18 protein-coding genes and 1 tRNA gene are annotated in these 22907 nt (G+C 72.0%); 13 read left to right on the top strand and 6 right to left on the bottom strand.

Annotated features, from left to right (window positions below; translation table 11 throughout):
* Positions 1 to 43: 43 nt before the first annotated feature.
* The 4 genes from FDO65_RS12760 (at position 44) to FDO65_RS12745 (ending at position 7941) form a co-directional block, all read left to right on the top strand.
* Positions 44 to 757, top strand: coding sequence for a response regulator (locus FDO65_RS12760; RefSeq protein WP_137450097.1), 714 nt, complete (start codon positions 44 to 46; stop codon positions 755 to 757).
* A gap of 2 nt (positions 758 to 759) precedes the next feature.
* Positions 760 to 1965, top strand: coding sequence for a sensor histidine kinase (locus tag FDO65_RS12755; protein WP_137450096.1), 1206 nt, complete (start codon positions 760 to 762; stop codon positions 1963 to 1965).
* A gap of 180 nt (positions 1966 to 2145) precedes the next feature.
* Positions 2146 to 3063 (top strand): hypothetical protein, encoded by a 918-nt coding sequence (locus FDO65_RS12750; protein WP_137450095.1) that lies wholly within the window; start codon positions 2146 to 2148, stop codon positions 3061 to 3063.
* A gap of 240 nt (positions 3064 to 3303) precedes the next feature.
* Positions 3304 to 7941, top strand: coding sequence for an RHS repeat domain-containing protein (locus tag FDO65_RS12745; protein WP_137450094.1), 4638 nt, complete (start codon positions 3304 to 3306; stop codon positions 7939 to 7941).
* A 108-nt stretch (positions 7942 to 8049) separates the two neighbouring features.
* Here FDO65_RS12745 and FDO65_RS12740 read toward each other — a convergent pair whose 3' ends face one another.
* Positions 8050 to 8517 carry a RidA family protein gene (locus tag FDO65_RS12740; protein ID WP_137450093.1) on the bottom strand — a complete coding sequence of 156 codons (468 nt, stop codon included), beginning with the start codon at positions 8515 to 8517 and terminating at the stop codon, positions 8050 to 8052.
* The gene (locus tag FDO65_RS22195) at positions 8514 to 8687 is read right to left on the bottom strand and encodes a Sp36 family protein (protein ID WP_166442175.1); all 174 of its coding nucleotides are present in this window, start codon (positions 8685 to 8687) and stop codon (positions 8514 to 8516) included. The genes FDO65_RS12740 and FDO65_RS22195 overlap by 4 nt, the downstream gene beginning before the upstream one ends.
* 39 nt (positions 8688 to 8726) lie before the next feature.
* On the opposite strand from FDO65_RS22195, the gene FDO65_RS12735 reads away from it, so the two are divergent.
* The 8 genes from FDO65_RS12735 to FDO65_RS12700 all read left to right on the top strand — a co-directional run bounded on the left by FDO65_RS12735 (position 8727) and on the right by FDO65_RS12700 (position 17889).
* Positions 8727 to 8987: a hypothetical protein gene (locus tag FDO65_RS12735; protein ID WP_137450092.1), complete on the top strand. Its 261-nt coding sequence runs from the start codon at positions 8727 to 8729 to the stop codon at positions 8985 to 8987.
* A gap of 97 nt (positions 8988 to 9084) precedes the next feature.
* A complete protein-coding gene (gene bagA / locus FDO65_RS12730) occupies positions 9085 to 10098 on the top strand; it encodes an ATPase BagA (protein WP_137450091.1) in 1014 nt (337 codons plus the stop codon).
* Positions 10095 to 11285 carry an ArsA family ATPase gene (gene bagB / locus FDO65_RS12725; RefSeq protein WP_137450090.1) on the top strand — a complete coding sequence of 397 codons (1191 nt, stop codon included), beginning with the start codon at positions 10095 to 10097 and terminating at the stop codon, positions 11283 to 11285. Before bagA ends, bagB begins: the two co-directional genes overlap by 4 nt.
* A 110-nt stretch (positions 11286 to 11395) precedes the next feature.
* Positions 11396 to 13675 (top strand): transglycosylase domain-containing protein, encoded by a 2280-nt coding sequence (locus FDO65_RS12720; RefSeq protein ID WP_166442174.1) that lies wholly within the window; start codon positions 11396 to 11398, stop codon positions 13673 to 13675.
* A gap of 87 nt (positions 13676 to 13762) precedes the next feature.
* On the top strand, positions 13763 to 14776 hold the full coding sequence (locus FDO65_RS12715) for a metallophosphoesterase (protein ID WP_137450088.1): 1014 nt from the start codon (positions 13763 to 13765) through the stop codon (positions 14774 to 14776).
* A gap of 15 nt (positions 14777 to 14791) precedes the next feature.
* Positions 14792 to 14868 (top strand) — tRNA-Pro (locus FDO65_RS12710).
* Between the two features lie 411 nt (positions 14869 to 15279).
* Positions 15280 to 15990, top strand: coding sequence for an IclR family transcriptional regulator (locus FDO65_RS12705; RefSeq protein WP_166442173.1), 711 nt, complete (start codon positions 15280 to 15282; stop codon positions 15988 to 15990).
* A gap of 87 nt (positions 15991 to 16077) precedes the next feature.
* Complete coding sequence (locus FDO65_RS12700; protein WP_137450086.1) at positions 16078 to 17889, top strand: S9 family peptidase; 1812 nt, start codon at positions 16078 to 16080, stop codon at positions 17887 to 17889.
* A gap of 6 nt (positions 17890 to 17895) precedes the next feature.
* On the opposite strand, the gene FDO65_RS12695 is transcribed toward FDO65_RS12700, so the two are convergent.
* Together FDO65_RS12695 and FDO65_RS12690 are read right to left on the bottom strand one after the other, a co-directional pair.
* A complete protein-coding gene (locus FDO65_RS12695) occupies positions 17896 to 19635 on the bottom strand; it encodes an AMP-binding protein (RefSeq protein ID WP_137450085.1) in 1740 nt (579 codons plus the stop codon).
* Positions 19636 to 19760: 125 nt separating this feature from the next.
* The gene (locus FDO65_RS12690; RefSeq protein ID WP_205850013.1) at positions 19761 to 20396 is read right to left on the bottom strand and encodes an NADPH-dependent FMN reductase; all 636 of its coding nucleotides are present in this window, start codon (positions 20394 to 20396) and stop codon (positions 19761 to 19763) included.
* A gap of 168 nt (positions 20397 to 20564) precedes the next feature.
* Between FDO65_RS12690 and FDO65_RS12685 the strand changes: the two genes are divergently transcribed.
* Positions 20565 to 21629, top strand: a complete 1065-nt coding sequence (locus tag FDO65_RS12685) for a hypothetical protein (RefSeq protein ID WP_137450084.1) — start codon at positions 20565 to 20567, stop codon at positions 21627 to 21629.
* 2 nt (positions 21630 to 21631) lie between these two features.
* On the opposite strand, the gene FDO65_RS12680 is transcribed toward FDO65_RS12685, so the two are convergent.
* Positions 21632 to 22267: a LysE family translocator gene (locus FDO65_RS12680; protein ID WP_137450083.1), complete on the bottom strand. Its 636-nt coding sequence runs from the start codon at positions 22265 to 22267 to the stop codon at positions 21632 to 21634.
* A 52-nt stretch (positions 22268 to 22319) separates the two neighbouring features.
* Entirely contained in the window at positions 22320 to 22901 is a 582-nt protein-coding gene (locus FDO65_RS12675) for an NADPH-dependent FMN reductase (protein ID WP_137450082.1), read from the bottom strand.
* Positions 22902 to 22907 lie beyond the last annotated feature (6 nt).

The following is a 22907-nucleotide window of genomic DNA, read 5'->3' as shown; positions in this document are numbered from 1 at the left end:
ACGGTTGACTTTCAGTAGCCTGCCTTCGGGGGCAGGGGGACGAATGGACGACGGACGCGACGGCCGCCGCATCCGTGTGCAGCTGGTCGACGACCAGGCGCTGCTGCGGGTCGGTTTTCGCATGATCATCGGATCCGAACCGGACCTCGAGGTCGTCGGCGAAGCGGCCGACGGGAACACCGCGGTCGCCGAGGCCCAGCGTTGCCGACCGGACGTGGTGCTGATGGACGTCCGCATGCCCGGCATGGACGGCATCACCGCCACCGCGGCGGTGTTGGCCGACGACCCGGCCCGGAAGGTGATCATCCTGACCACCTTCGACCTCGACGAATACGTCGTCGACGGGCTGCGAGCCGGGGCGAGCGGGTTCCTGCTCAAGGACACGCCGCCGGCCGACCTGATCGCCGCGATCCGCACGGTGCACGCCGGGCAGGCGTTCCTGGCTCCCACGGCGACCCGGCGACTGCTCGACGCGTGCCTTCCGACCCTGGCCGGCCCCGCGGACGGGTCCGAGGTCGACGTTCCGCCGTCCCCCCAGGCAACGGCCCTGGCCCGGCTCACCGACCGCGAGGCCAGCGTCCTGGCCGAGCTGGCCCGGGGCCGCTCCAACCGGGAGATCGGGCAGGCGCTCTTCATCGCCGAGGGCACCGTCAAGATCCACATCAGCCGCATCCTGGCCAAGCTCGAACTCCGCGACCGGGTGCAGGCGGTCATCCTGGCCTACGAAGCGGGTCTCGTCCGGCCCGGGGTGACCTGACCGTGACCGCGATCGGTCGGTGGCTGCGTTCGGCCGCCGCGGGTCGTCCGGGCCCGCGATCGGTCGGATCCTGGACCTTCGACGTGGTCGTGGCGCTGGTGTGGACGGCGTTGACGCTCGCCCCGCTGTTCGACGGATCCGATCGGGATCGCCTCGGGCCCGCCCTCGTCCTGGGGGTGTGCGCCGGGTGTGTCCTGGCCCTGCGCTGTCGGTGGCCGGTGCCGGTGCTGCTCGTCCTGCTGGTGCTCGCCCTCGTCTCGCACCTGGCCGGTCTCGACGTCTCACTGGGCCTGCTGGTGATGGTGGCGTCCTACACCGTCGTGGTCGATCAAGGCACCCGCAGCGGCGCGGCCGCCATCACCGGTCTCCTCCTGGTCCTGGCGGCGGTACGCACGCAAGCGTGGGCGGGCGGCGATCAGCTGGACGAGTTCCTGCTGGCCGCCGCCGTCGTCGTGGCGGTGGTCGGTTTCGCTCTGTACCGCGCCGCGAGGTTGGCCGGTGTCGACCAGTTGCGTGAGCGCAACACGTTGCTGCAGCAGCGCGCCGAACTGCAGGAACGGGACCAGGAGCAGCAACGCCGGTTGGCGGTCGACGACGAACGGATGCGGATCGCCGCGGGGATGCACGACGTCGTCGGCCACCACCTGACCGTCATGGTCACCCTGGCCGAGGGCACCCTGCGGGTGCTGCCCGCCGGCGACCCGGCGACCGAACCGGTCCGGCTGATCGCGGACACCGGCCGGGATGCGCTGGTCGAGACCCGCCGGCTGCTCGGCCTGTTGCGCACCGATCCCGGGCCGCCGACCGTGTCGACGGACGAGCGGGTGCGGGCGCTGGCCGAATCGGTGGCCGTCGCCGGGGTGGCGGTCACGCTCACGGGTTCAGCGCGCTGGGACGACCTGCCACCCGAGTTGGCCGACGACCTCATCCAGGTGACCAGGGAGGCGCTGACCAACGTGCTCAAACACGCGGGGCCGGGCAGCGCCGCTGTCGTCGTCCTGGAGCGGGACGGCAGCGGTGTCCGGCTGACGGTGACCGACGACGGAGCCGGTACCCCGACCGCCCTGGCCGTGTCCTCGCACGCCGGGGTCGTCGGTATCGTCCGGCGGCTCGCACCGTGGTCCGGCCGGGTCGACGCCGGTCCGCGACCGGGCGGTGGCTGGTCGCTGGACATCAGCTGCCGGTCGACGCCCCGACCGGCGGCCTGACGCGACGCCGACGCGTATGGCAAAAGGTGTACCTGCGTCGGCCGGTTGCTGACGATCGGCCGATACCGAGTCCTGCCCCCCGTCCCTACGGTCATTTCCGGGTGTTGCAGACGGGCGACATCGTCAAGGGGGATGGACATGACCTGCGTACGACGAACAATCATCGGTGCCGCCATCGGAATGGCAGCAATCGTCACGGCCACCGGGGGCGCTCCGGCATTCGCCGGAACGACGCCCACCCAGAATTGTGATCTGGACACCTCCGCACACCGGGGCGCCTGCATCTATTACGACAACGAGATCTCGCAGTTCACCACCCCAGGGCCCGCGGCGACCGGCTTTTTCGACCTGACCCTGGATCAGCACGACGTCAACCACGGGACCGATTCCGACGGCGGTCACACGGCTGCCCCCGAGGACCCGGCAGCTCACGGCGGGCAGGGATTCCAGTCCATCGTGTCGGACGGCGTGTGGACCGGGCTGGAGACCCACGTCTCCTACTCCCCGGCCGGTGGCCCTTTCAGCGGCATCGATCAGGTCGGCTGGCACGTCGACATCCCCCAGCAGGGCGACAACACCTACGAGCCGAAGGGGTCGACGTACCTGTTCGACACCCAGACGGTGCCGTACGAGGACCGCGACGGGGACCACGCGATCGTCACCAACCGATTGTCGGACCGACCCCTGTCCATCGGGATCGCCAACAGCGTCACTGGTCTCACACTGACGCAGGTGGGGACCGAGACCACGGGCGGGATGCTGATGGATCCGGCCGGACGCACTCCCGGCGCGACCCTGACTTCCGGTACGACGAACTATTTCGCCGGGTACCGGTCCGGCTCGGACGACGCCACCCTGCAGATCACCTACGTCGTCCTTCCGCCGCCGGCCGGGACCGACCCCACTGCCCCACAGTCGATCTATGCCGGGTTCCAGGTACACCTCGATGCCGTCGTGAATTCGACGGACCCCGGCGCTCAGAATTCGACCTGTTCGGTCACCTCGGCCACCAGCCTGGCCGCCTTGAATTGTTCGGTGGTCCAGGGCGGCAGCAACGACGGGCAGAGCCAGGTGACCGTCAGCATCACCAAGCCCTGACGGCCGGCGCCGATATCCGTTCACCGTCTCGGGTGCTATTCCCAGACAGTGATTCCCGGACAGTGAATGGACACCACTTTTCCCGCCCGTCCCGCACGACGGGCCGTGAGGCGTCGTCCGAACAGCAGATGCCGTCATCGCCTCGATAGGCCAGGAGACAGATGTGTCCTGCTGCCCGCCTTTTCTACGGTTCATCACATCGAACCGAACGCCATCGCTTTCACCGGGGGACCAGCCACGATGTCCACAGCCAGCCGAACGTCCAGCCGAACTCTGCAACTCCTGACCGCCGTGGTCGTCACCTCCATGGTGACCTGCGGCATCTCCTCCGCCGGTGAGACCGCCACGTCCGCTCCTGCCACGCAGACCTCCACCCTGGTCACCGGGTCCGCGGGCAACCCTGCCGACCTCGCCGCACTGACCGGCGATCCGGCATCCGGACCGGCCGTGCCGGTCCACACCGGATCGGTGGTGACCGAGTCGACGGGCATCGCGACCTCGACCACCCCGGTGCTGCAGGCGACGGCTACCACGGCCGGTCAGTACCAGTTCACCGTCGCGCCGCTGTCCACCGGCGCTCCGGCGAACCCGGTGACGCTCTCGGCGTCGGGGCCGTCCGTGCAGGTGCCGACGGGGACCCTGCAGGAGGGCGACGTCTACCAGTGGCGGGCAACGGCCCCGGGGGCGGCGGCTGGCGACTGGCACGTCTTCACCGTCGACAGCACCCGCAGCGGACTCGCGCCGGTCGACTCGGCCGGCGGGGTCGCCGTCAACGAGGCCACCGGCGCCGTCAGCACCGACTGGACCTCGCAGTCCGTGTCCTCAGCCGCGGGAGTGGCAGGGATCGGTCTGGCCTTTCGCGCCGGGTCGAGCGCGCAGGCGGGTGTACCGGCGGGATGGAGTCTCACCGCCGGATCAGCGAGCGGGTATCAGCGGCTCACGGTCCAGCCGGGCGGCTCGGTCCAGACGGTGTCCGATTCAGGGGTCACCGTGAACTACCAGGGCGGGCCCGACCGGGCCTACACCCCGGTCTGGGGGACCGGGCAGTCGGCTCCCGGCGCGGCGCTGTCCACCCTCGTGCACAACGACGACTCCACCTGGACGGTGTCCGACCCCGACGGCACGACCACCGTTTTCACCGCCACCACCGACCAGCCCAGCGGGGCGCAGCCGCTGACGGCCCAGGCGACGTCGGTGACCAAGGGTGGTACCCCCAGCTTCGGGCGGACGATCACCGACGGACTGGTCAGCGCGATCACCGACCCGGTGTCCGGGCAGCAGATCACCGTGCACTACGGCCCCGTCGCCGGGCAGCAACTCCCCCACGGGTTCGTTCCCGCCCCGTCCGGCCTGGTGTCCGGGGCCACCTTCTGGGACGGCTCCACCGTGCAGGTGCTGTACGTCGACACCCCCACGGGCCCCCAGATCGGCCGGCTCGTCGCCGACGCCCAGGCCGGTGACGCCGCCCGGGTCAGTGACTACGCGTACGACGCGGCCGGCCGGCTCTCAGCCGTTCGCGCACCGCTGTCCGCCGCGGTGCTGGCTGCCCAGATCCCCGGTTTCAGCGCCGATCAGGTCGAGACCCACCTGACCTACGACGGCCAGGGACGCGCCGTCGCGGTGACGGCCCCGGTGGCTGGTGCTGGGCAGACGCCCGTCACCCGGCATTACGCGTACGCCGCCGACAGCACCAGCACCACCACCACGCAGGACGGCACAGCGCCCCCCGCGGGCTTTCTCACCAAGGTGCAGGTGGATCCGGCGACCCTGCTGCCCACCGCGACCTGGGACGCCGACGGCCGCAAGTCCACCACCACCTACGACCCCGCGACGGGTCACGTGCTCAGCACCACTACCGGCGACGGGGCCACCACAACGACCTCCTACGACCCCAGCACCGGGTGGCCGGTCAAGGTCGTCGGACCGGTCCGCGGCCCGGCCGGCCCGGATGCACCCACCCTGACCCGGGCGTACGACCAGGTCACCACTGGTGAGAGCGCCACCAGCCCGGGGGTGACCAAGGACCTGCGCGGTCTGGACGTGCACTACTGGGCGAACGCAAACACCGAAGGCGCCCCCGCCCGCACCGAGATCGGCCCGGTGAACGGCAGCGACGTCCCCAACACCATGGCGATGTCCTGGACCCAGCCGCCGGTGAACGGCGACAACGGGTGGTCCGCCCGCCTGACCGGCACCTGGCAGGTCGACACGGCCGGCACGTACACCGTCACCGCCGGCCCGTCCGGTGCTGCATCCCTGTGGCTGGACGGCCAGTCATGCCCCGGTGGCACCTGCAGCAACGTGGCCCTGGCCGCCGGGCCGCACACCATCCGCATCGACCTGCGGGTGCCGCACCCCACCGCCGGAGCCGCCGGCGCCCTGACCCTGTCCGCCGCCCCGGCCGGCAGCCAGCCCAGCCCGGTTCCGACCGATCACCTGCACCCGAACCTCGGTCGCGTGTCGTCCACCAGCTCCGCCGACGCCACGGGCCCCGGAACCGCCGCCACCGTGACCAGCCACACCGACTACGACCCCGCACAGATCGACCGGGTCACCAGCAACAGCAGCCCGTCGGGCCTGAAGTACGGGACCGCCTTCGAGCCCGTCGACCCGGCCCACGGCCAGTTCGGTCGGCAGACGTCCACCACTTCACCTGGCGGTGACAGCGTCGTCCTCGGGTCCTGGGGCGGGAACGAGCAGGCCACCGTGCCCGGTATCGACCACCCCGTGAACCAGGCGGGGCTGCCGAAGACGGTCAGCGACCCCACCCCCGGCGGCGGCGACACCGTCACCTCGACCACCACGTACGACGCGGCCGGCCGGCCGGCTGCCGTGGTGACCGCCACCGCCTCCACCACGACCGGCTACGACCAGATCGGACGGCCGGCCACGTCGAGCACGACCGCGGCCGGGAAGCAGACCCCGGACAGCACCGTCACCACCCAGTACGCCTACCAGGGCAACCCGCTGCAGACCGCCGTCACCAGCACCACCGCCGAAGGCACCCACACCACGGTCACCCAGGTCGACCTGGCCGGGCGCCCCACCCTGCAGGTCGACTCCTGGGGGACGACCACCGCCACCACCTACGACCCGGCCACCGGCCAGGTCGCCCAGGCCGTCACCACCACGAGCCCTGACGGCGGTGCTGCCCCGACGGTCAAGACCACCACGAGCACCTACAACGCGGACGGCACCCCGAAGACCGTCCGCACCAGCTCCCAGACCAGCCCGGCCCAGGCCGTCACCGCGGCAGCCACGCTGAGCTACGCGGCCAACGGCGATCTGACGTCGATCGAGTACAGCAACGGGACCCACACCGCCTATACCACCGACGCAGAAGGACGCACCGCCAAGGCCGTCACCACCACCAGCGACGGCCAGACCTTCACCGACAGCCGCACCTTCAGTCCGGCGAACAAGGTCCTCACGCAGGTGCTGGACACTCCCGGCCACACCGCCACCACCGACTACCACTACGACATCGACGCCCGGCTGACCGGCGCCGAGCTGTCCACCGACCAGAACGTCACCCACCACTCCTGGGCCTACACCTACGACGCCGACGGCAACCGCACCAGCCAGGACGTCGACGGCAAGACCTACACCTACTCCTACGACCCGGCCGGGAGCCGGTTGACCGCCACGGACGATCCGAGCGTCGGCGCCATCACCTACGACGCGGCCACCGGGAGCCAGATCACCGGCATCGGCGACACCAGCCTGGGCTACGACCCCGTCGGCGACCTCGTTTCCGCCGCCGACCCGACCGTCGCCGTGGCCTACACCCGGGACGCCACCGGAGCCGTCATCGCCCGGACCACCACCCCGACCGGGGGCCAGCCGGCGACCGTCCGGATGAGCGACGACGGACTGGAACTGGACGCCACGAACCACCCCACCACCGACAGCACCACTCTGCCGGGCGGGGTGACCGCAACGACCACGGGCGGCGTGACCACCTGGTCCCACGACGACAAGCAGGGCAACGCCTGGTTCACCACCGATGCCGCCGGCCACCCGACCGGGACGCCGACCCTGACCGACCCCTTCGGGCAGGCGCTGACGACCGACGTGCCGTCGGCCGGTGATCCGGACATGCCCGGTTGGCAGGACGGCGCGGGGCTGCAGGTCATCCCCACCGCTCACCTGGCGCTGCTGCAGGCCGGCGATCGGACCTACGTGCCCGCCCTGGGCCGCTTCACCACCCCCGACCCGCAGGTGGGCGGGTCGGCCAACCGCTACGACTACGCCAACCAGGACCCCATCAACGCCGGTGACCCGACCGGGCACAGCGTCACCGCCGAGATCGTCGGCACCGCGATCGCGACCATCGTGCTGTCGGTGTTCTTCTGGTGGTTGGGCGCCCCCGAGATCGGCTCATCCGCGATGTCCGCCGAGAGCGCGGGACTCGCGGCGACGAACGCAGAAGGGGCGGCTGCGGCCGCTGCGGCCCGAGCCGGCGGCCAGGCTGCGGAAGAGGTGGCGGACGAAGTCGTCACACCCAGCGCGTGGAAGCTGGCAAAGAGGTTCGTCGGCAAGGCTTTCGACAACCTGGGTCGAATCGGCAGCTACCCGTTGGGGGCGGCCGGAAGCGGTGGGCTCGGGGGGGCCGTCACCGGTGCGGCGACGGGCGCCGTCTACAACGGGAGCGAACAGCTCACCGACTGGGTCATCGACGGCACTCCCTTCGACCCGGCGTCATTCGGTCGTTCCGCCTGGATGGGTGCGGCGATCGGCGGCGGGGTCGGATTTCTCGGTCGCGGCGCTCTCGCCCTGCGGGTCAACGTGAACGGGCGCGACCTGATGCCTCTGATGCCGTTCACGACGTCGACCATGAACGCGGCTCGGGCGATGGTGCGGGGGGCGCGGAGATGAGATGACAGGTGGCCGGGTCGACGAATCGACACCCCACCGGTCACCAGGAACCACAGCGCCCCGACGACCACCCGGTCGTCGGGGCGCTCGGCGCTCCTGCCTGGTTCGTCAGCCCCGCACCTGCACGATGGCCTCGACCTCGACGGGCGAGCCCAGCGGCAGCTCGGCCACCCCGACGGCCGACCGGGCGTGCCGGCCGGCCTCGCCGAAGACCTCGGCCATCAGGTCGGACGCACCGTTGATGACGCCCGGCTGCCCGGTGAACCCGGGGGCGGACGCGACGAAACCGACGAGCTTGACGATCTTCTCGACCCGGTCGAGACCGACGGCGGCGTCGATGACGGCCAGGATGTTGACCGCGGACAGCCGCGCGTACTCCTTGGCCTCCTCGGGGGCGACCTCGTCACCGACCCGGCCGGTGGCCGGGAGGGCGCCGTCGACGAACGGCAGCTGACCGGCGGTGAAGACCAGGTTCCCGCTCTGCGACCACGGCAGGTAGGAACCGGCGGGGGCCGGTACGGCGGGCAGCGTGATGCCGAGTTCGGCCAGCCGCGCCGCGGGCGAACCGTCGGTCACGCCTTCTCCCGCTTGAGGTAGGCGACAAGCTGCTCGGGGTTCGGCCCGGGGACGACCTGCACGAGCTCCCAGCCGTCCTCTCCCCAGGTGTCGAGGATCGCCTTGGTGGCGTGGGTGATCAGCGGGACGGTGGAGTACTCGAAGGCCCGGCGCGGGGCGGGTGACGTCATGGCCACGACTGTAGAGCGGGCCTCCCTAGTCTGTGACCCGTGGGAACGACGTTCAGCGGGTGGACCGCGGTGGTGGCCGTGGCGATGGCCGGGCTGCTGCTGGTCCTCGTGCTGCTGCGGTACGACACCTACCGCAACCGGCCCGGATGGTCCCTCGGGTACGCGACCCGGCGGGCGCTGCTGTTGGCTCCGGTGATCCCGCTCGGGGTCGTGGTCGTGCTGCTGGTGCCGCTGTGGCTGGGCGCCGTCCTGCTGGCCGTCCCGGCGCTGATCATCCTGGTCATGGCCCTGGCGTCCTGAGCGGCCGGTCTGCGGTCGCGCGCATCGGCCGGCCTGGCAGGATCGACGCAATGAGCTGCACGCCGACGGCGCGGACCTGCGCGCTCGGAAATGCCCGGTGACCGGGTCGTGGACCGCCGCCTGCCGGCGGGCCCGCCTGCACGTGGTGACGGGCAAGGGCGGGACCGGGAAGACCACCGTGGCGGCGGCGCTGGCGCTGGCCCTGGCCACCGACGGACGGCGGGTGCTGCTGGTCGAGGTGGAGGAACGGCAGGGCATCGCCCGGTTGTTCGACGTGCCGCCGCTGCCGTACGAGGAGCGCAAGGTCGCCGTCGCGTCCGGGGGAGGTGAGGTGCGCGCCCTGTGCATCGACGTCGAGGCGGCGCTGCTCGAGTACTTCCAGATGTTCTACAACCTGGGCATCGCCGGTCGGAGCCTGCGCAAGCTCGGCGCCATCGAGTTCGCCACCACCCTGGCGCCCGGTCTGCGGGACGTACTGCTCACCGGCAAGGTGAAGGAGACGGTGACCCGGGTCGGCAAGGACCACCGTCCCGTGTACGACGCGGTGGTGATGGACGCCCCGCCCACCGGCCGGGTGGTGACGTTCCTCAACGTCACGCAGGCGATGTCCGGCCTGGCCAAGCGCGGGCCGATCCACTCCCAGGCCGAGGGGGTAGTCCAGTTGCTGCACTCGCAGGACACCGTCGTGCACCTGGTGACGCTGCTCGAGGACATGCCGGTCACCGAGACGATCGAGGGCATCGAGCAGATGCGCCGGGAGGGCCTGCCGGTGGGCAGCATCATCGTCAACGCCGTCACCGAGTCGCCCCTGCCCGCCGATCTGCTGCCGACGGCCGCCGCGGGCGACCTGGACGCCGCCGCTCTGACCCAGGCGTTGGCGGCCGGCGGCCTGACCGCCGGGCGATCCGCGGACGAGGTCGACGACCTGGTGCGGGGTCTGCTGACCCAGACGTCGGAGCAGGCCGAGCGGGTCCTGGACGAGACCCGCTGCCGCCGGGAGTTGGAGGCGACCGGGATGCCACTGCTGACCCTGCCGCGGCTGGTCGACGGGACCGACCTGGCCGGGGTCTACGAGCTGACCGACCGGCTCACCGACCAGGGCGTGCGATGACGGCCCGGACGCGCGGTCCCCGGCCGGCCGACGGTACGGCGCTGCTGCGGGTGGCCCCGCTGTTGACCGACCCGGCGACCCGGGTGGTGGTGACCTGCGGGTCGGGCGGAGTGGGCAAGACCACGACGGCGGCGGCCATGGCCCTGTTCGCGGCGGACGCCGGCCGCAAGGTCGCGGTCCTGACGATCGACCCGGCGAAGCGACTGGCCCAGTCTCTGGGCCTGGACGAGTTGGACAACGACCCGCGCCGGGTGGACGTGCCGCTGGGCCCGGGCGCCTCGGCCGCCCCGGAGGCCCGGCCGGGCGGTGAACTGTGGGCGATGATGCTGGACACCCGGCGCACGTTCGACGAGATGGTGGCCGCGCATTCCACGCCCGACCGCGCCCAGGCGATCATCGAGAACCCCTTCTACCAGGTCATCTCCACCTCGTTCTCGGGGACGCAGGAATACATGGCGATGGAGAAGCTGGCCACCCTGGCCGCGACCGACGAGTTCGACCTGATCGTCGTCGACACCCCGCCGAGCCGGTCGGCCCTGGACTTCCTGGACGCGCCGCAGCGGCTCTCCTCGTTCCTGGACGGCCGGATGATCCGGCTGCTGGCCACCCCCGGACGGGGGGTGATGAAAGTCGTCGGGGCCGGGTTCAGCCTGTTCTCGAAGGCGGTCAGCACCATCCTCGGGGGCCAGTTCCTGTCCGACGCCGCACAGTTCGTCCAGCTCTTCGAGGACATGTTCGGCGGCTTCCGGGAGCGGGCGCAGGCCACCTACGAGCTGCTGCGCTCGCCGGGCACCCGCTTCGTGGTGGTGTCGATCTGCGAGCCGGACGCGCTGCGGGAGGCGTCGTACTTCGCCGACCGGTTGAGCGCCGAACGGATGCCGCTGGCCGGGCTGGTGCTCAACCGCACCCACCCGCCGTTGGCCGAGCTGCCGGCGGCGGCCGCCGAGGTCGCCGCCGCCCGGCTGGCGGCGAACGACGGGCCGGCCGATCAGGTGGCGGCGGCGGTGCTGCGGATCCACGCCGAGCGGGTGGCCGTCCGGGGCAACGAGCTGCACCTGCAGTCCCGTTTCCACCGGGTGCACACCACCGTCCCGGTGGTCGAGGTGCCGGCACTGCCGTCGGATGCGCACGATCTTCCGGCCCTGCGGGAGATCGGGGCCCGGCTCACCGCGGCTGCGGGCGCCTGACAGAATCGCCGGCGTCCGGACCACGCCGGACGGCCGACGAGATGGGCCCCACCCCTGGCGAGCCGTGGCAATTCCGGCTGCCCTCAGGGGGCGCCGGTACATTCGGGTCCGTGCGCGCGTTGAACGGCTTCGGCCGGTTGGTCCTGGGAACCCTGCTGGCCGGGGTGCTGGTCGCTGCTCTGCTGCTGCCGGCGGCCGTCGGGATCGGCTCGGCGACCAACGCCGTCGCCGACGCCGTGGACAACGCGCAGGCGGACCCGTTGGACGGTCAGGTGCCCCTGCGGACGACGATCACCGATTCCACCGGCGCGACGGTGGCCACGTTGTGGAAGCAGAACCGGGTCTGGGTGCCCCTGGCGTCGATCTCGGACTACCTCCAGAAGGCCGTCGTCGCCATGGAGGACCGGCGGTTCTACGCGCACACCGGGGTGGACTGGAAGGGGACGGTCCGGGCGCTGCTGCGGAACTCGCAGACCAGCGGCACCCAGGGCGGTTCGACCCTCACCCAGCAGTACGTCAAGAACTACCTGTATCTCGTCAACGCCAAGACCGAGGCCGAGAAGGCCGACGCCATCGCGACCACGCCGATCCGCAAGCTGCGCGAGGCCAAGCTGGCCCTGCAGCTGGAGCAGACCCACACCAAGGCCGAGGTCCTGGAGGGTTACCTGAACCTGGTGGCGTTCGGCCCGTCGCAGTACGGCGCCGAGGCCGCCTCGGAATGGTTCTTCGGAACGTCGGCGGACAAGCTGAGCCTGGCCCAGGCGGCGCTGCTGGCCGGGATGGTCAACAACCCGCCGAAGTACAACCCGCTGGACGAGAGCCACGTCGAGGACTCACGCACCCGCCGCAACCTGGTGCTCGATGTCATGGCCAGCACGGGGGCGGTGTCGAAGGAGGCGGCCGACGAGGCCAAGCAGCAGGACCTCGGGCTGAACCCCCAGCGCATCCCCAACGGCTGCGTCAACGCCGACAACTCCGCGGTCAACGGGTACTTCTGCCAGTACGTCCTGGACTACCTGCGCAACGCCGGTTTCGACAACGACACGGTCGCCAGCTCGGGCTGGACGGTCAAGGCGACGATGGATCCGAAGGTCACGGAGTCGGCCAAGGCGGCCGCCACCCAGCAGGTGGACCCGACCAAGGCGGAGACCACCCGCATCGCGAACACGGTGGCCGTGGTCGGCAAGGGCGAACCCCGCAAGGTGCTGGCGCTGGTCGCGAACCGGCCCTACGGCCTGGACACCAGCCAGGGACAGACGGTGCAGCGGCTGCCCACCACCTTCGCCCCGCTGGGCTCGGGGTCGACGTTCAAGATCTTCACCGCCGCGGCGGCGATGGCCGACGGCTACGGCACCAACTACGTGATGCAGACCCCCGCCCAGGTGTCGTCCCCCCTGGCCCCGGGCCGGGTCTTCAAGAACGCCACCCAGTACCCCGATTCGATGACGCTGGCCCAGGCGCTGGCGACCTCGCCGAACACCGGGTTCATCAACCTGGAGGGCGACGTCGGGTTGCAGAAGGTCGCGGACATGTCGGTGGCCCTCGGCCTGAAGGGCTACAGCCTGGACGCCGGGGACGTGGATCCGTCGTTCGCCGGGGCCGGGACCGACTACGCCGCCCAGGTGGTGGCCCAGAAGATCGTCTCGTTCACCCTGGGCGTCTCCCCCGTGAGTCCGCTGGAGCTGAGCAACGTGGGCGCCACCCTGGCCTCAGACGGCAAGTGGTGTCCGCCGACGCCGGTCGACACCATCACCGACCGCGACGACAAGCTCGTCACCTGGACGGCGGCGGCCTGCGAGCAGGCCGTCCCGGCCGAGCTGGCGCGCACCCTGGCGGTGGCGATGGAGGGCGACTTCACCGGTAACGGCACCGCGGCCACCGCGGCGAAGGGGGCCGGCTGGAACTGGACGGCCGCGGGCAAGACGGGGACGACCCAGGAGTACCGGTCGTCGGCGTTCCTGGGCTTCACGCCGGAGATGAGCGCCAGCGTCGTGCTGTGGGATTCCGAACCTCGTCCGCAGGGCATCTGCAAGGACCCGATCCGCACGTGCTCCACCGACGAGGCCCTGAACGGCAACGGCGTGGGTGGTGGCGGGGTGCCCGCGGTGACGTGGATGAACACCATGAAGCCGCTCAAGGACGGGCAGCCCAACACGTTCTTCGCCCCGGCGTCGCCGCAGTACATCACCGGTTCGGCCAACACCCAGGTCCCCGACGTCCGACGCAAGAACATCGACGACGCCAAGGCCCAGTTGACCGCGGCCGGCTTCAAGGTGGAGGTGGCCACCCGGCAGAACGGTGGAGCCGCGCAGAACATCGTGCTCGACCAGAGCGCGTTCCCGACCGCCGCCCCGGGCGCCACGATCATCATCACCGTCTCCGCCGGCTGACGTCCGCCGCCCGGGTCGGGTGATCGGCCGGCCACCGGGCGCACGGACCGGGCCCCTTGCCCAGTCCCGACGGCTACCCTGACCGGCATGGCAGCAGTGACGGCACGTTCCCTGGTGGTCTCCAGCCTGGTCGGGGCGGGGGCGGCCGCGGTGGCCGGGGCGGGCGCCCTGGCCTGGGGGACGCTGGCCGAACCCCGGATGTTCACGCTGCGGCGGGTCGACCTGCCGGTCCTGCCGGAGAACGCCTGGCCGATCCGGATCCTGCACCTGTCGGACCTGCACATCGTCCCCGGCCAGGACCGCAAGTCCGCCTGGGTGTCCAGCCTGGCCAACCTGCGTCCTGACCTGGTGGTCAACACGGGCGACACGCTGTCGCACCCCAAGGCCGTGCCGGCGGCGGTCGCCGCGTTCGGCGACCTGCTCGACGTCCCCGGGGCCTTCGTCTTCGGCAACAACGACTTCCACGCACCGCTGCCCAAGTCGCCGCACCTGTACTTCCGCAAGCGCGGCCGCTCCCGGCGGGGGCCCGCGCTGCCCTGGCAGGACCTGCGGGCCGCGCAGGCCGAGCGCGGCTGGCTGGATCTGACCAACGCGCGGAACTCGGTGACCATCCGGGGTCAGCGCATCGACCTGGCCGGCGTCGACGACCCGTACACCCGCCGGGACCGCTACGAGAAGATCGCCGGCCCGGCCGATACCGCGGCCACCGTCCGGATCGGGGTGGCCCACGTCCCCGAGCCGCGGGTGCTGGACCGCTTCGCGCAGGACGGGTACGACGTGCTGCTGGCCGGTCACACCCACGGGGGCCAGATTCGCGTCCCCGGGTTCGGGGCGATCGTCACCAACTGCGGCATCGACCGGAGCCGCGCCCGGGGGCTGTCCCGCTGGGGGGCCTCGAGCTGGTTGCACGTGTCCGCCGGGTTGGGTTCCAGCCCGTACATGCCGATCCGGTTCTGCTGCCGTCCGGAGGCCACCCTGCTGACCCTGCGCCCCCGGGAACCGCAGGCCGCGCCGCTGTCCCGGCCGCACGGCACCGGCCACATGCCGGCGAGTGAACAGTCACAGGCGGGTGCGGTCATCCGACCCGGAAATCTCCGCTAAGCTCGTACAGGCCTTCGGGGTGTGGCGCAGCTTGGTAGCGCGCTTCGTTCGGGACGAAGAGGTCGCAGGTTCAAATCCTGTCACCCCGACCATGTGGTCCCGGTCCACCGCTCAGCGGTGGACCGGGACCGTTCTCGTTCCGGGGCCACTGTGACGGCCGGTGCGGCCGCCACGACTCGAGGGTTCATCGTCCGCCCGCACCCACCGTGCGGTGTCGGCGGTCGTCCCGCTGAACTCGTCCGATCAGGTCCGTACCAATACGGCGGCTGTGAGCGATAACCTGTGAGGACGTCGACCGACGCATCGGGGGGCGGATGTCGGGAGCTCAGGAGTGGGGCCCTGCGAGCGAATTCCGCAACGGTGATGGGCGACCAGGTCGGCGGCCGCGGGCGAGTGAAGCACTGGACGGTCATCTCGATGAGGCCGGCCTGCTGGGCGATGACGGCTGGGCGGACGGCGACGAGAGCGACAGCCGGTCCAGTCCCCTGCGGGCCGTCAGTCGCGTGTGCGACATCATCGACGCCCTCACCCAGCATCCGGACGGCGCCACGCTCTCCGCACTGTCGGTCGAGGTCGATCTGCCCAAGAGCTCGACCTTCCGTTATCTGGCCGCGCTGGAGATGCGCGACTACGTCGAACGCACCCTGGACGGCGTCGGCTACCGCCTGGGGCCACGGAACTTCGGGCGTCCCGTCGGTGCGGTGCGACCCGACCGCCTGCTGCTGACGGCCAAACCGCTGATGGAACGCCTGGTCGACGGTCCGGTCGAGGCGTGCCTGCTCACCGGGCTGGACGGGTCGCACGTCCGCTACCAGTGGGTGACGTCGAAGTTCCCGGCCGACCCCCGGGTCCCGCGGACCGGTGACCGGGACGCGTTGCACACCACGGCGACCGGGAAGGCGGTCGCGGCCCAACTGGCCGACGAGTCCGTCGCCGCGCTGCTGACGGCCAGCGGGATGCGGCCGGCCACGGGACGTTCCGTGCAGACGGTGCCCCAGTTCCTCCGCGAGTTGCACCACATTCGCGGCGAGGGCTACGCCCTGACCACCAACGAGCGCTACCCGGACGTCCGGGGGGTGGCCGTCCCGGTGGGCGGGGAGCCACTCGCGCTGGGTCTGGTCGGTCTGACCGCGACGCTGACGGACGATCTGGTGCCGCCGGCGGTCCGTCGACTACGGCGCGCGGCCGCCGTGCTGGCCCGCGGTCTGCGCTGAGCGAGGCAGGATGGGCGGGTGCCCGCCTCTGTTTCGTCCCCGTCCGCCCCCTCCTCCCCCGTCGCGGACCGACGGGAACATCCCGCGATGGCGGTCCCCGACCGGTTGTTCGCCGACGAGGCCGCCGAGCAGCGGTGGCGGTCCCGGTTCTCGGCGGTGCGCACCAGCCTGCCGTCCCCCGCCCGGGACGACGACGACCGTGCGTGCTTCGTCAGCAACGCCACCGGCCGCTACGAGGTGTCCTGCTGGGACGTCGCCTCGGGCACGGTGACGGTGGCGACCGACCGGCCGGACGGGACCATCGCGGCCACGCTGTCCGCGGACGGCACGAGCCTGTGGTGGTTCGACGACACCGAGGGCGACGAGTTCGGGGCCTGGCAGCGGCAACCGTTCGGTTCGGCCCCGGGCGCCCAGGGGGTCGCTCTCCCCGACGTTCCGCCCGGTTACGGGGCCGGTCTGGAGGTGGGCCGGTCGGTGGTGCTGGCCGGGTTCTCGGACGACGACGGCAGCCGGGTGCACCTGCGGGTCGGGGACGGGCCGGTGCGCGAGGTGTACCGCAACGAGCAGGACGCCGGGGTGGGCGCCCTGTCCGAGGACGAGAGCATCTGGGTGCTGTCGCACGCGGAACTGGGTGACAGCCGTTACCCGTCGCTGCGGGCCTTCCGGGTCGCCGACGGCACCGTTGTCGGTGAGCTGTCCGACGGGTCCGACAAGGGTCTGCAGGCGATCGCCTTCTCCCCGCTGGCCGGTGACCAGCGTCTGCTGGTCGGTCACGAACGGTCGGGACGCGACGGCCTGCTCATCTGGGACCTGGCATCCGGGGCGACCCGCGAGCTGGCGCTGGACCTGCCCGGCGATCTGGACGCCGACTTCTACCCGGACGGCACCGCCCTGCTGGTCGAGCACAGCGCCGCGGGCCGGGCCGAGCTGTACCGGTACGAGCTGGAGAGCGGCGCCCTGACCCGGCTGCCCGCGGCCCGGGGGGTGGTGTCCGGCGCCCTGGCCCGGCGGGACGGCAGCATCTGGTACCGGTGGTCGTCGGCGGTCGCCCCGGCCGAGGTGCGGGTGCTGCGGGCGGACGGCACCGACGACCCGTTGTTGCCGGCCATCAGCGAACCCGCCCCGCCGTCGCTGGCCCTGCGGGACGTCTGGGTCGACGGGCCGGGCGGCCGTATCCACGCCTTCGTGGCCGAGCCGGAGCGGCCGTCGGGAGCGGCGGTGTTCCTGGTGCACGGCGGGCCGGCCGCCGAGGACGACGACTCGTTCGACGCCGGCCGCGCGGCCTGGCTCGACGCGGGGTTCACGGTGGTGCAGGTCAACTACCGCGGGTCGACCGGTTATGGATCGGCGTGGCGGGACGCGCTGACCGAGCGCATCGGCCACGTCGAACTGTCCGACATCGACGCCGTGTTCGCCCATCTCGTGGCCGCGGGGACGATCACCGCCGGTCGGGTCGGCATCGTCGGGCATTCCTGGGGCGGGTTCCTGTGCCTGCTGGCCCTGGGGACGCGGCCGGAGCAGTTCGCCGTGGGCGTGGCCGGAGTCCCGGTCGCCGACTACCCGACCGCCTACGCCGACGAGATGGAACAGCTCCGGGCCTACGACCGGGCGCTGTTCGGCGGCTCACCGCAGGACGTCCCGGACAAGTACGCCGATTCGTCCCCGTTGACGTTCGTGGACGGGGTGACCGCCCCGGTGCTGGTGATGGCCGGCGAGAACGACCCGCGCTGCCCGATCCGGCAGATCGACAACTACCTGGCCGCGCTCGCCGACCGCGGCCGCGACTACGCGGTCTACCGTTTCGACGCCGGACACGGATCGATGGTCATCGCCGAACGGTTGCGTCAGGTGTGTGCCGAGATCGCCTTCGTCCGGGACGTTCTCGCCCCCACCGGCTGACTCGGTTCAGTCGCCCGAGAAGTCCTCGGCGCGGTACTCCCCCGGCCCGCCGGTGGCGAGATCGTCGGTGCTGCGCGCGCTTTCCCGCTCGCGCAGCTCGACGCGGCGGATCTTGCCGGAGATGGTCTTGGGCAGGTCGGCGAACTCCAACCGGCGGATCCGCTGATAGGGGGCCAGCTCCCGCTGCGAGTGCGCGAAGATCGCCTGCGCCACAGCGGCATCCGGGCGGTAGCCGTCGGCCAGCACGACGAACGCCTTGGGCACGGCCAGCCGCGTCGGGTGCGGTGACGGGACGACGGCGGCCTCGGCCACCGCGGGGCTGCGCAGCAGGACCGATTCCAGTTCGAACGGCGAGATGCGGTAGTCGGAGGCCTTGAACACGTCGTCGGCCCGACCGACGTACGTGAGGTACCCGTCGTCGTCGACGGTGGCGACGTCGCCGGTGCGGTACCAGCCGGCCGCGGTCGCCTCCGCCGTCCGATCCGCGTCCCCGGCGTAGCCGGTCATCAACGGCACCGGCGGACCGTCGGCACCGCGCAGATCGACGGCGAGCTCGCCCTCGGCGGCCGGTTCGCCGGTCTTCACGTCGAGCAGCCCGATGCGGTACCCGGGCATCGGTCGGCCCATCGACCCGGCCCGGACCGGCTGGCCCGGTGAATTGCCGACGGCCAGGGTCATCTCGGTCTGACCGAACCCGTCGCGCACCGTGCGGCCCCACGCCTGCTGGGTACGGGCGACGACCTCCGGGTTGAGCGGCTCACCGGCGGCGACGAGTTCGCGGGGCGGGGTGCGCAGGACGGACAGGTCGGACTGCAGGAGCATCCGCCAGACCGTCGGCGGAGCGCAGAACGTCGTGACGCCCTCGGTGTCCATGGTGCGCAGCAGGGCGGCGGCGTCGAAACGCTCGTAGCTGTGCACCAGTACGGTCGCGCCGGCCAGCCAGGGGGCGAAGACGTTGGACCAGGCATGCTTGGCCCAGCCGGGTGACGAGATGTTCAGGTGCACGTCGCCGGGTTGCAGACCGATCCAGTACATCGTCGTCAGATGCCCGATGGGATACGAGACGTGGCTGTGCTGCACGAGTTTGGGCCGGGCGGTGGTCCCCGAGGTGAAGTACTCGAGCAGCGGCGCCGCGGCAGGGGTGGGTCCGTCCGGGACGAAGCGGGTCGGCATCGACGTGGAGTCGGCGTACTCGATCCACCCTGGTTCCGGGTCACCCACGGCGATCCGGACGAAAGTGCCGGTCACAGCCCGGAAGTCGGCGGTGTCGACCGACCGGGCCACGACGAACGCGACCCGACCCCGGTCGATGCGGTCCTGGAGGTCGGCGGGCCGCAGCAGGGTGCTCGCCGGCACGACCACCGCCCCGACCTTCATGGCCGCCAGCAGCACCTCCCACAACTCGACCTGGTTGCCGAGCATCACCAGCACCCGGTCGCCCCGGCGCAGGCCGTTCGCCCGCAGCCACGCGGCGACCTGGTCGCTGCGGCGGGACAGGTCGCCGTAGCTGCGGACCAGACGGGTGCGGCCGTCGGTGATGACGAGCGCCGGGCGGTGCGGGTGTTCGGCGGCGACCACGTCGAACCAGTCGAGGGCCCAGTTGAAGTCGACCGGGCGGGGCCAGCTGAACTCGGCGACCGCGCGGGTGCGGTCGCTGCGCGTGGCGAGCAGGAAGTCGCGGGCGGCGCGCAGTTCGGCGGTGGGCGCCCCGGTGGGCGACGGTTCCGGACCGGGATGTTCCGTCATGGGGCGAGCATCGCACCGGCCCGCTCGACCCGCCTACCGGGGCTGATGCCGCCCACGGAGGCTCAGGCTGATCATCTTCGCGGCACAGCTCGATGCGACGGGCGGAAACGACGCTGCGACCAGCGTCAGCCCAGTTCGTCGGCGTCGGGTTCCGCGCCCCGGCCAGGAGCGGAGCCGCCTCCGGACGGGTCGCGCGTCCATCGGGTCGCGAAGTCGACCAGCTGCCCGGCGAGCAGCTCCACGCCGCCGGCGGTGGCCGGATCGTCCAGGCCGTCCGGCGCGGTCCGCGCCCGTCCGTCACCGTCGATGTGCACCTGGCTGCTGTTGACGGCCAGTCCGAACGGCGTGGGCCAGCCCCGCAGGGCGTGGGTGACCTGGCGCAGCGTCGACAACGTCCCGATGGCGGCCTGATGCCCGAGAGCCACCGCGATGAGCCCGACGGCCCGCCCGTCCAGGTAGGGCCGGGTGTCGGTCCGCAGCTCCTCCAGATAGTCCAGGGCGTTCTTGACCAGGCCGGACAGCGTGCCGTGGTAGCCGGGGGAGGCGATGACGACGGCGTCGGCGGTCCGGACCGCCTCCAGGTAGTCCCCGGCGGCCGCGGGTAGTGGGGCACCGGATCGGTAGGACGGGAAGTCGAGGGTCGCCGCGGGGAACACCCGGACCTGCGCGCCACGCCCTTCGGCGGCGGTCAGCACCGCACGCAGCGCGCGGTCCGACTGTGAACCGGGGTCGGCGGATCCGCCGATACCGACCACGGACACTTGCCGACCATTGCTGTGAGCCACTCCTGGATCCTGCCCCAGCGGCAGCGGCGGCAACCACGAGTCGGGCGGCGGGGCCGGGTGATCGTCCCCACGGACCGGGCGGCGGGTCCCGTCCGTTCGGGTTCGTCGGCGGTCGGTGACGGAGTCGTCACCACCCTGGCCGGGGTGAGGGCACCCACCGGCCGCGGATCGTCGTCCCGCACCGCGCGCCGGTCGGCGCACCCGAGGTGGGCGACGTTCCTGGCGGTGTGCGGGATGGGTCTGTCGGCGTGCACGGCGTCGACCAACACCGGCGACCCATCCCCGCCAACGGGCCTGTCGGCCTCGGCATCCGCGCCGGCCGCCCCGACCAGTGCGGAGACCGACGGGTCCTTCGCCGTCCACGCCGTCGACCTGGCCGCCGACGCCCCGGACGAGGCCAGCGGCCTGCTGGTGCTGCCCGGCACGGCCGCCACCGGGGTGCCCGGCCGCTACCTGACCGTCGACGACGACGACGGGCCCCTGGAACTGGTCGCGGTCGACGAGGCCGGCGCCGTGGTCGGGCGCACCCGGGTCGCCGATGTCGACGCGGTCAACCCGGAGGCGCTCGCCCTGGGGCCCTGCCCAGCCGGCACCTGTGTCTACATCGGGGACATCGGGTTCACCCAGCGGCGCACGATCGTCGTCCACCGTCTGCCCCTGGACAAGGTCACGGCCGACGGCACCGCCGCGGAGCCGGCCCGGGCCACGATTCCGGTGGAGTCGTGGCGGTTCCGGTGGCCGGACGACGCCCAGGACGCCGAGGGCATGCTGATCGAGCCGGACGGCAGCGTGCTGCTCGTCGACAAACCGTCCCGCAAGCGGCAGGCCGAACCCACCCGCCTGTACCGGGGCCCGGCCGGCGGTGGCGACCTGCAGGTGCTCACCGAGTTCACGCTGCCGGCCCCCACCGCCCCGCTTCGCACCCTGGTCACCGGCAACGTCGTCACCGACGCCGCCGCCGACGATCGACGGGTGCTGCTGCTGACCTACGACCAGGTGATCGAGTACACCGATCCCGCGGGGGACGCCCGGTCCCACCTGGCCGACTTCCCGTCGTGGCCGCACCGGAACCTGCCGCTGCCCCCGAGCGCCCAGGCCGAGGGCATCGCCCCGACCCCCGACGGGTGCGGGTACGCGGTGGTCTCGGAGGCCGGGCCGAGCGGGTGGGACTCCCCGGTCGGCCGGTTGTCGATCAGCAGCTGTCCCTGACCTCAGGCGGCCTTGGTTCCGGTCAGCGCGAGCGTGCCGCCGAGGCCGATCATCATCACGCCCCCGGTCCCGGAGAGGGTCGAGATCCGACGGGGCGAGCGGGCGAACCAGCCGCGCGCGGTGCCGGCGGCCATGGCCCAGACGCTGTCGCAGGCCAAGGCGAGGGCCGCGAAGGTGAGACCGAGCAATAGGAGCTGGGCCCAGACCGGGCCGGCGGCCGGGTCGACGAACTGCGGAAGCACCGCCACGAAGAAGGCGAGCGTCTTGGGGTTGGTGATCCCGACGACGAAGCCCTGCCAGAGCAGCCGCCCGGACGAGGTCGGACCGGTGACCGTCCCGGCGACGTGGTCGCGGCGGTGCCGGATCGCCTGCACCCCCAGGTAGACCAGATAGGCCGCCCCGACCAGCTTGATGATCGTGAAGGCGACCACCGAGGCGGCGACGACGGCGCCGAGCCCGAACGCCACCGCGACGATGGCCGGGAGGATGCCCAACGCGTTGCCGAGGACGCTGAGCACCCCCGCCCGACGGCCGAGCGCCAGGGACCGGCCGATGGTGAACAGCACGCTGGGACCGGGGATGACGATGATGACGACCGCCGTGACGATGAAGGCGACGAAGTGCTCCGCGGAGATCATCGCCGCACCGTACCCCGGTCCCCCACCGGCTCGGAGTGTCCCCGAAGGGCGGTCAGCTGGCGAGCGCCTGGGGGGCGTCGGCGGCGGCCCGCTGGGTCCGGACGAACGCCGCGAAGGTCTCGAGGAAGTCCTCGAGGAGTCCCCGCGTCTGCTCATCGGTGACCGAGCCGTCGTTGGCGATGGCCCCGGTGTCCTGCAGGAACAGCTCCGGCTGGCCGAGCACCAGCGCGTCGAAGTGCACGAGGATCGCCCGCAGGTGCTGCTGGGCGGTGGCCGTCCCGATCGGGCTCGGCGACGTGCCGGCCAGCGCCACGGGCTGTCCGGCGAAAGCGTTCTCGCCGTACGGGCGGGCCGCCCAGTCGAGGGCGTTCTTCAGCACGCCGGGGATGGAGCGGCTGTACTCCGGGGTCACGATGAGGATGCCATCGGCGTCGGTGATGGCCTGCTTGAACTGGCGCGCCGCGGCGGGGAAGTCCTGCTCGGCGTCCAGCGAGTAGAACGGCAGGTCCTTGATCCCGATCTCGACCAGGCGGACGCCGGCCGGGGCCAGCTGCTGGAGAGCGGCGGCCAGGCGCCGGTTGATCGAGTCGGTGGAGATGCTGCCGACGAGGTAGCCGATACGAAGGTCGCTCATGGTGGT

It is taken from the genome of Nakamurella flava, assembly GCF_005298075.1.
In the GTDB taxonomy this organism is placed as follows: domain Bacteria; phylum Actinomycetota; class Actinomycetes; order Mycobacteriales; family Nakamurellaceae; genus Nakamurella; species Nakamurella flava.
Note: the sequence above shows the minus strand (reverse complement) of the source record. Positions and strands in the feature narration are given on the sequence as shown.

What these genes read in the sequence shown, in the direction of transcription:
- FDO65_RS12760 (WP_137450097.1), top strand. Translation starts at nt 44, where the DNA reads ATGGACGACGGACGCGACGGCCGCCGCATCCGTGTGCAGCTGGTCGAC.
- FDO65_RS12750 (WP_137450095.1), top strand. Translation starts at nt 2,146, where the DNA reads ATGGCAGCAATCGTCACGGCCACCGGGGGCGCTCCGGCATTCGCCGGA.
- FDO65_RS12745 (WP_137450094.1), top strand. Translation starts at nt 3,304, where the DNA reads ATGTCCACAGCCAGCCGAACGTCCAGCCGAACTCTGCAACTCCTGACC.
- FDO65_RS22195 (WP_166442175.1), bottom strand. Translation starts at nt 8,687, where the DNA reads ATGACGTCACCCGCCCCGCGCCGGGCCTTCGAGTACTCCACCGTCCCG.
- bagB (WP_137450090.1), top strand. Translation starts at nt 10,095, where the DNA reads ATGACGGCCCGGACGCGCGGTCCCCGGCCGGCCGACGGTACGGCGCTG.
- FDO65_RS12715 (WP_137450088.1), top strand. Translation starts at nt 13,763, where the DNA reads ATGGCAGCAGTGACGGCACGTTCCCTGGTGGTCTCCAGCCTGGTCGGG.
- FDO65_RS12700 (WP_137450086.1), top strand. Translation starts at nt 16,078, where the DNA reads ATGGCGGTCCCCGACCGGTTGTTCGCCGACGAGGCCGCCGAGCAGCGG.
- FDO65_RS12695 (WP_137450085.1), bottom strand. Translation starts at nt 19,635, where the DNA reads ATGACGGAACATCCCGGTCCGGAACCGTCGCCCACCGGGGCGCCCACC.
- FDO65_RS12680 (WP_137450083.1), bottom strand. Translation starts at nt 22,267, where the DNA reads ATGATCTCCGCGGAGCACTTCGTCGCCTTCATCGTCACGGCGGTCGTC.
- FDO65_RS12675 (WP_137450082.1), bottom strand. Translation starts at nt 22,901, where the DNA reads ATGAGCGACCTTCGTATCGGCTACCTCGTCGGCAGCATCTCCACCGAC.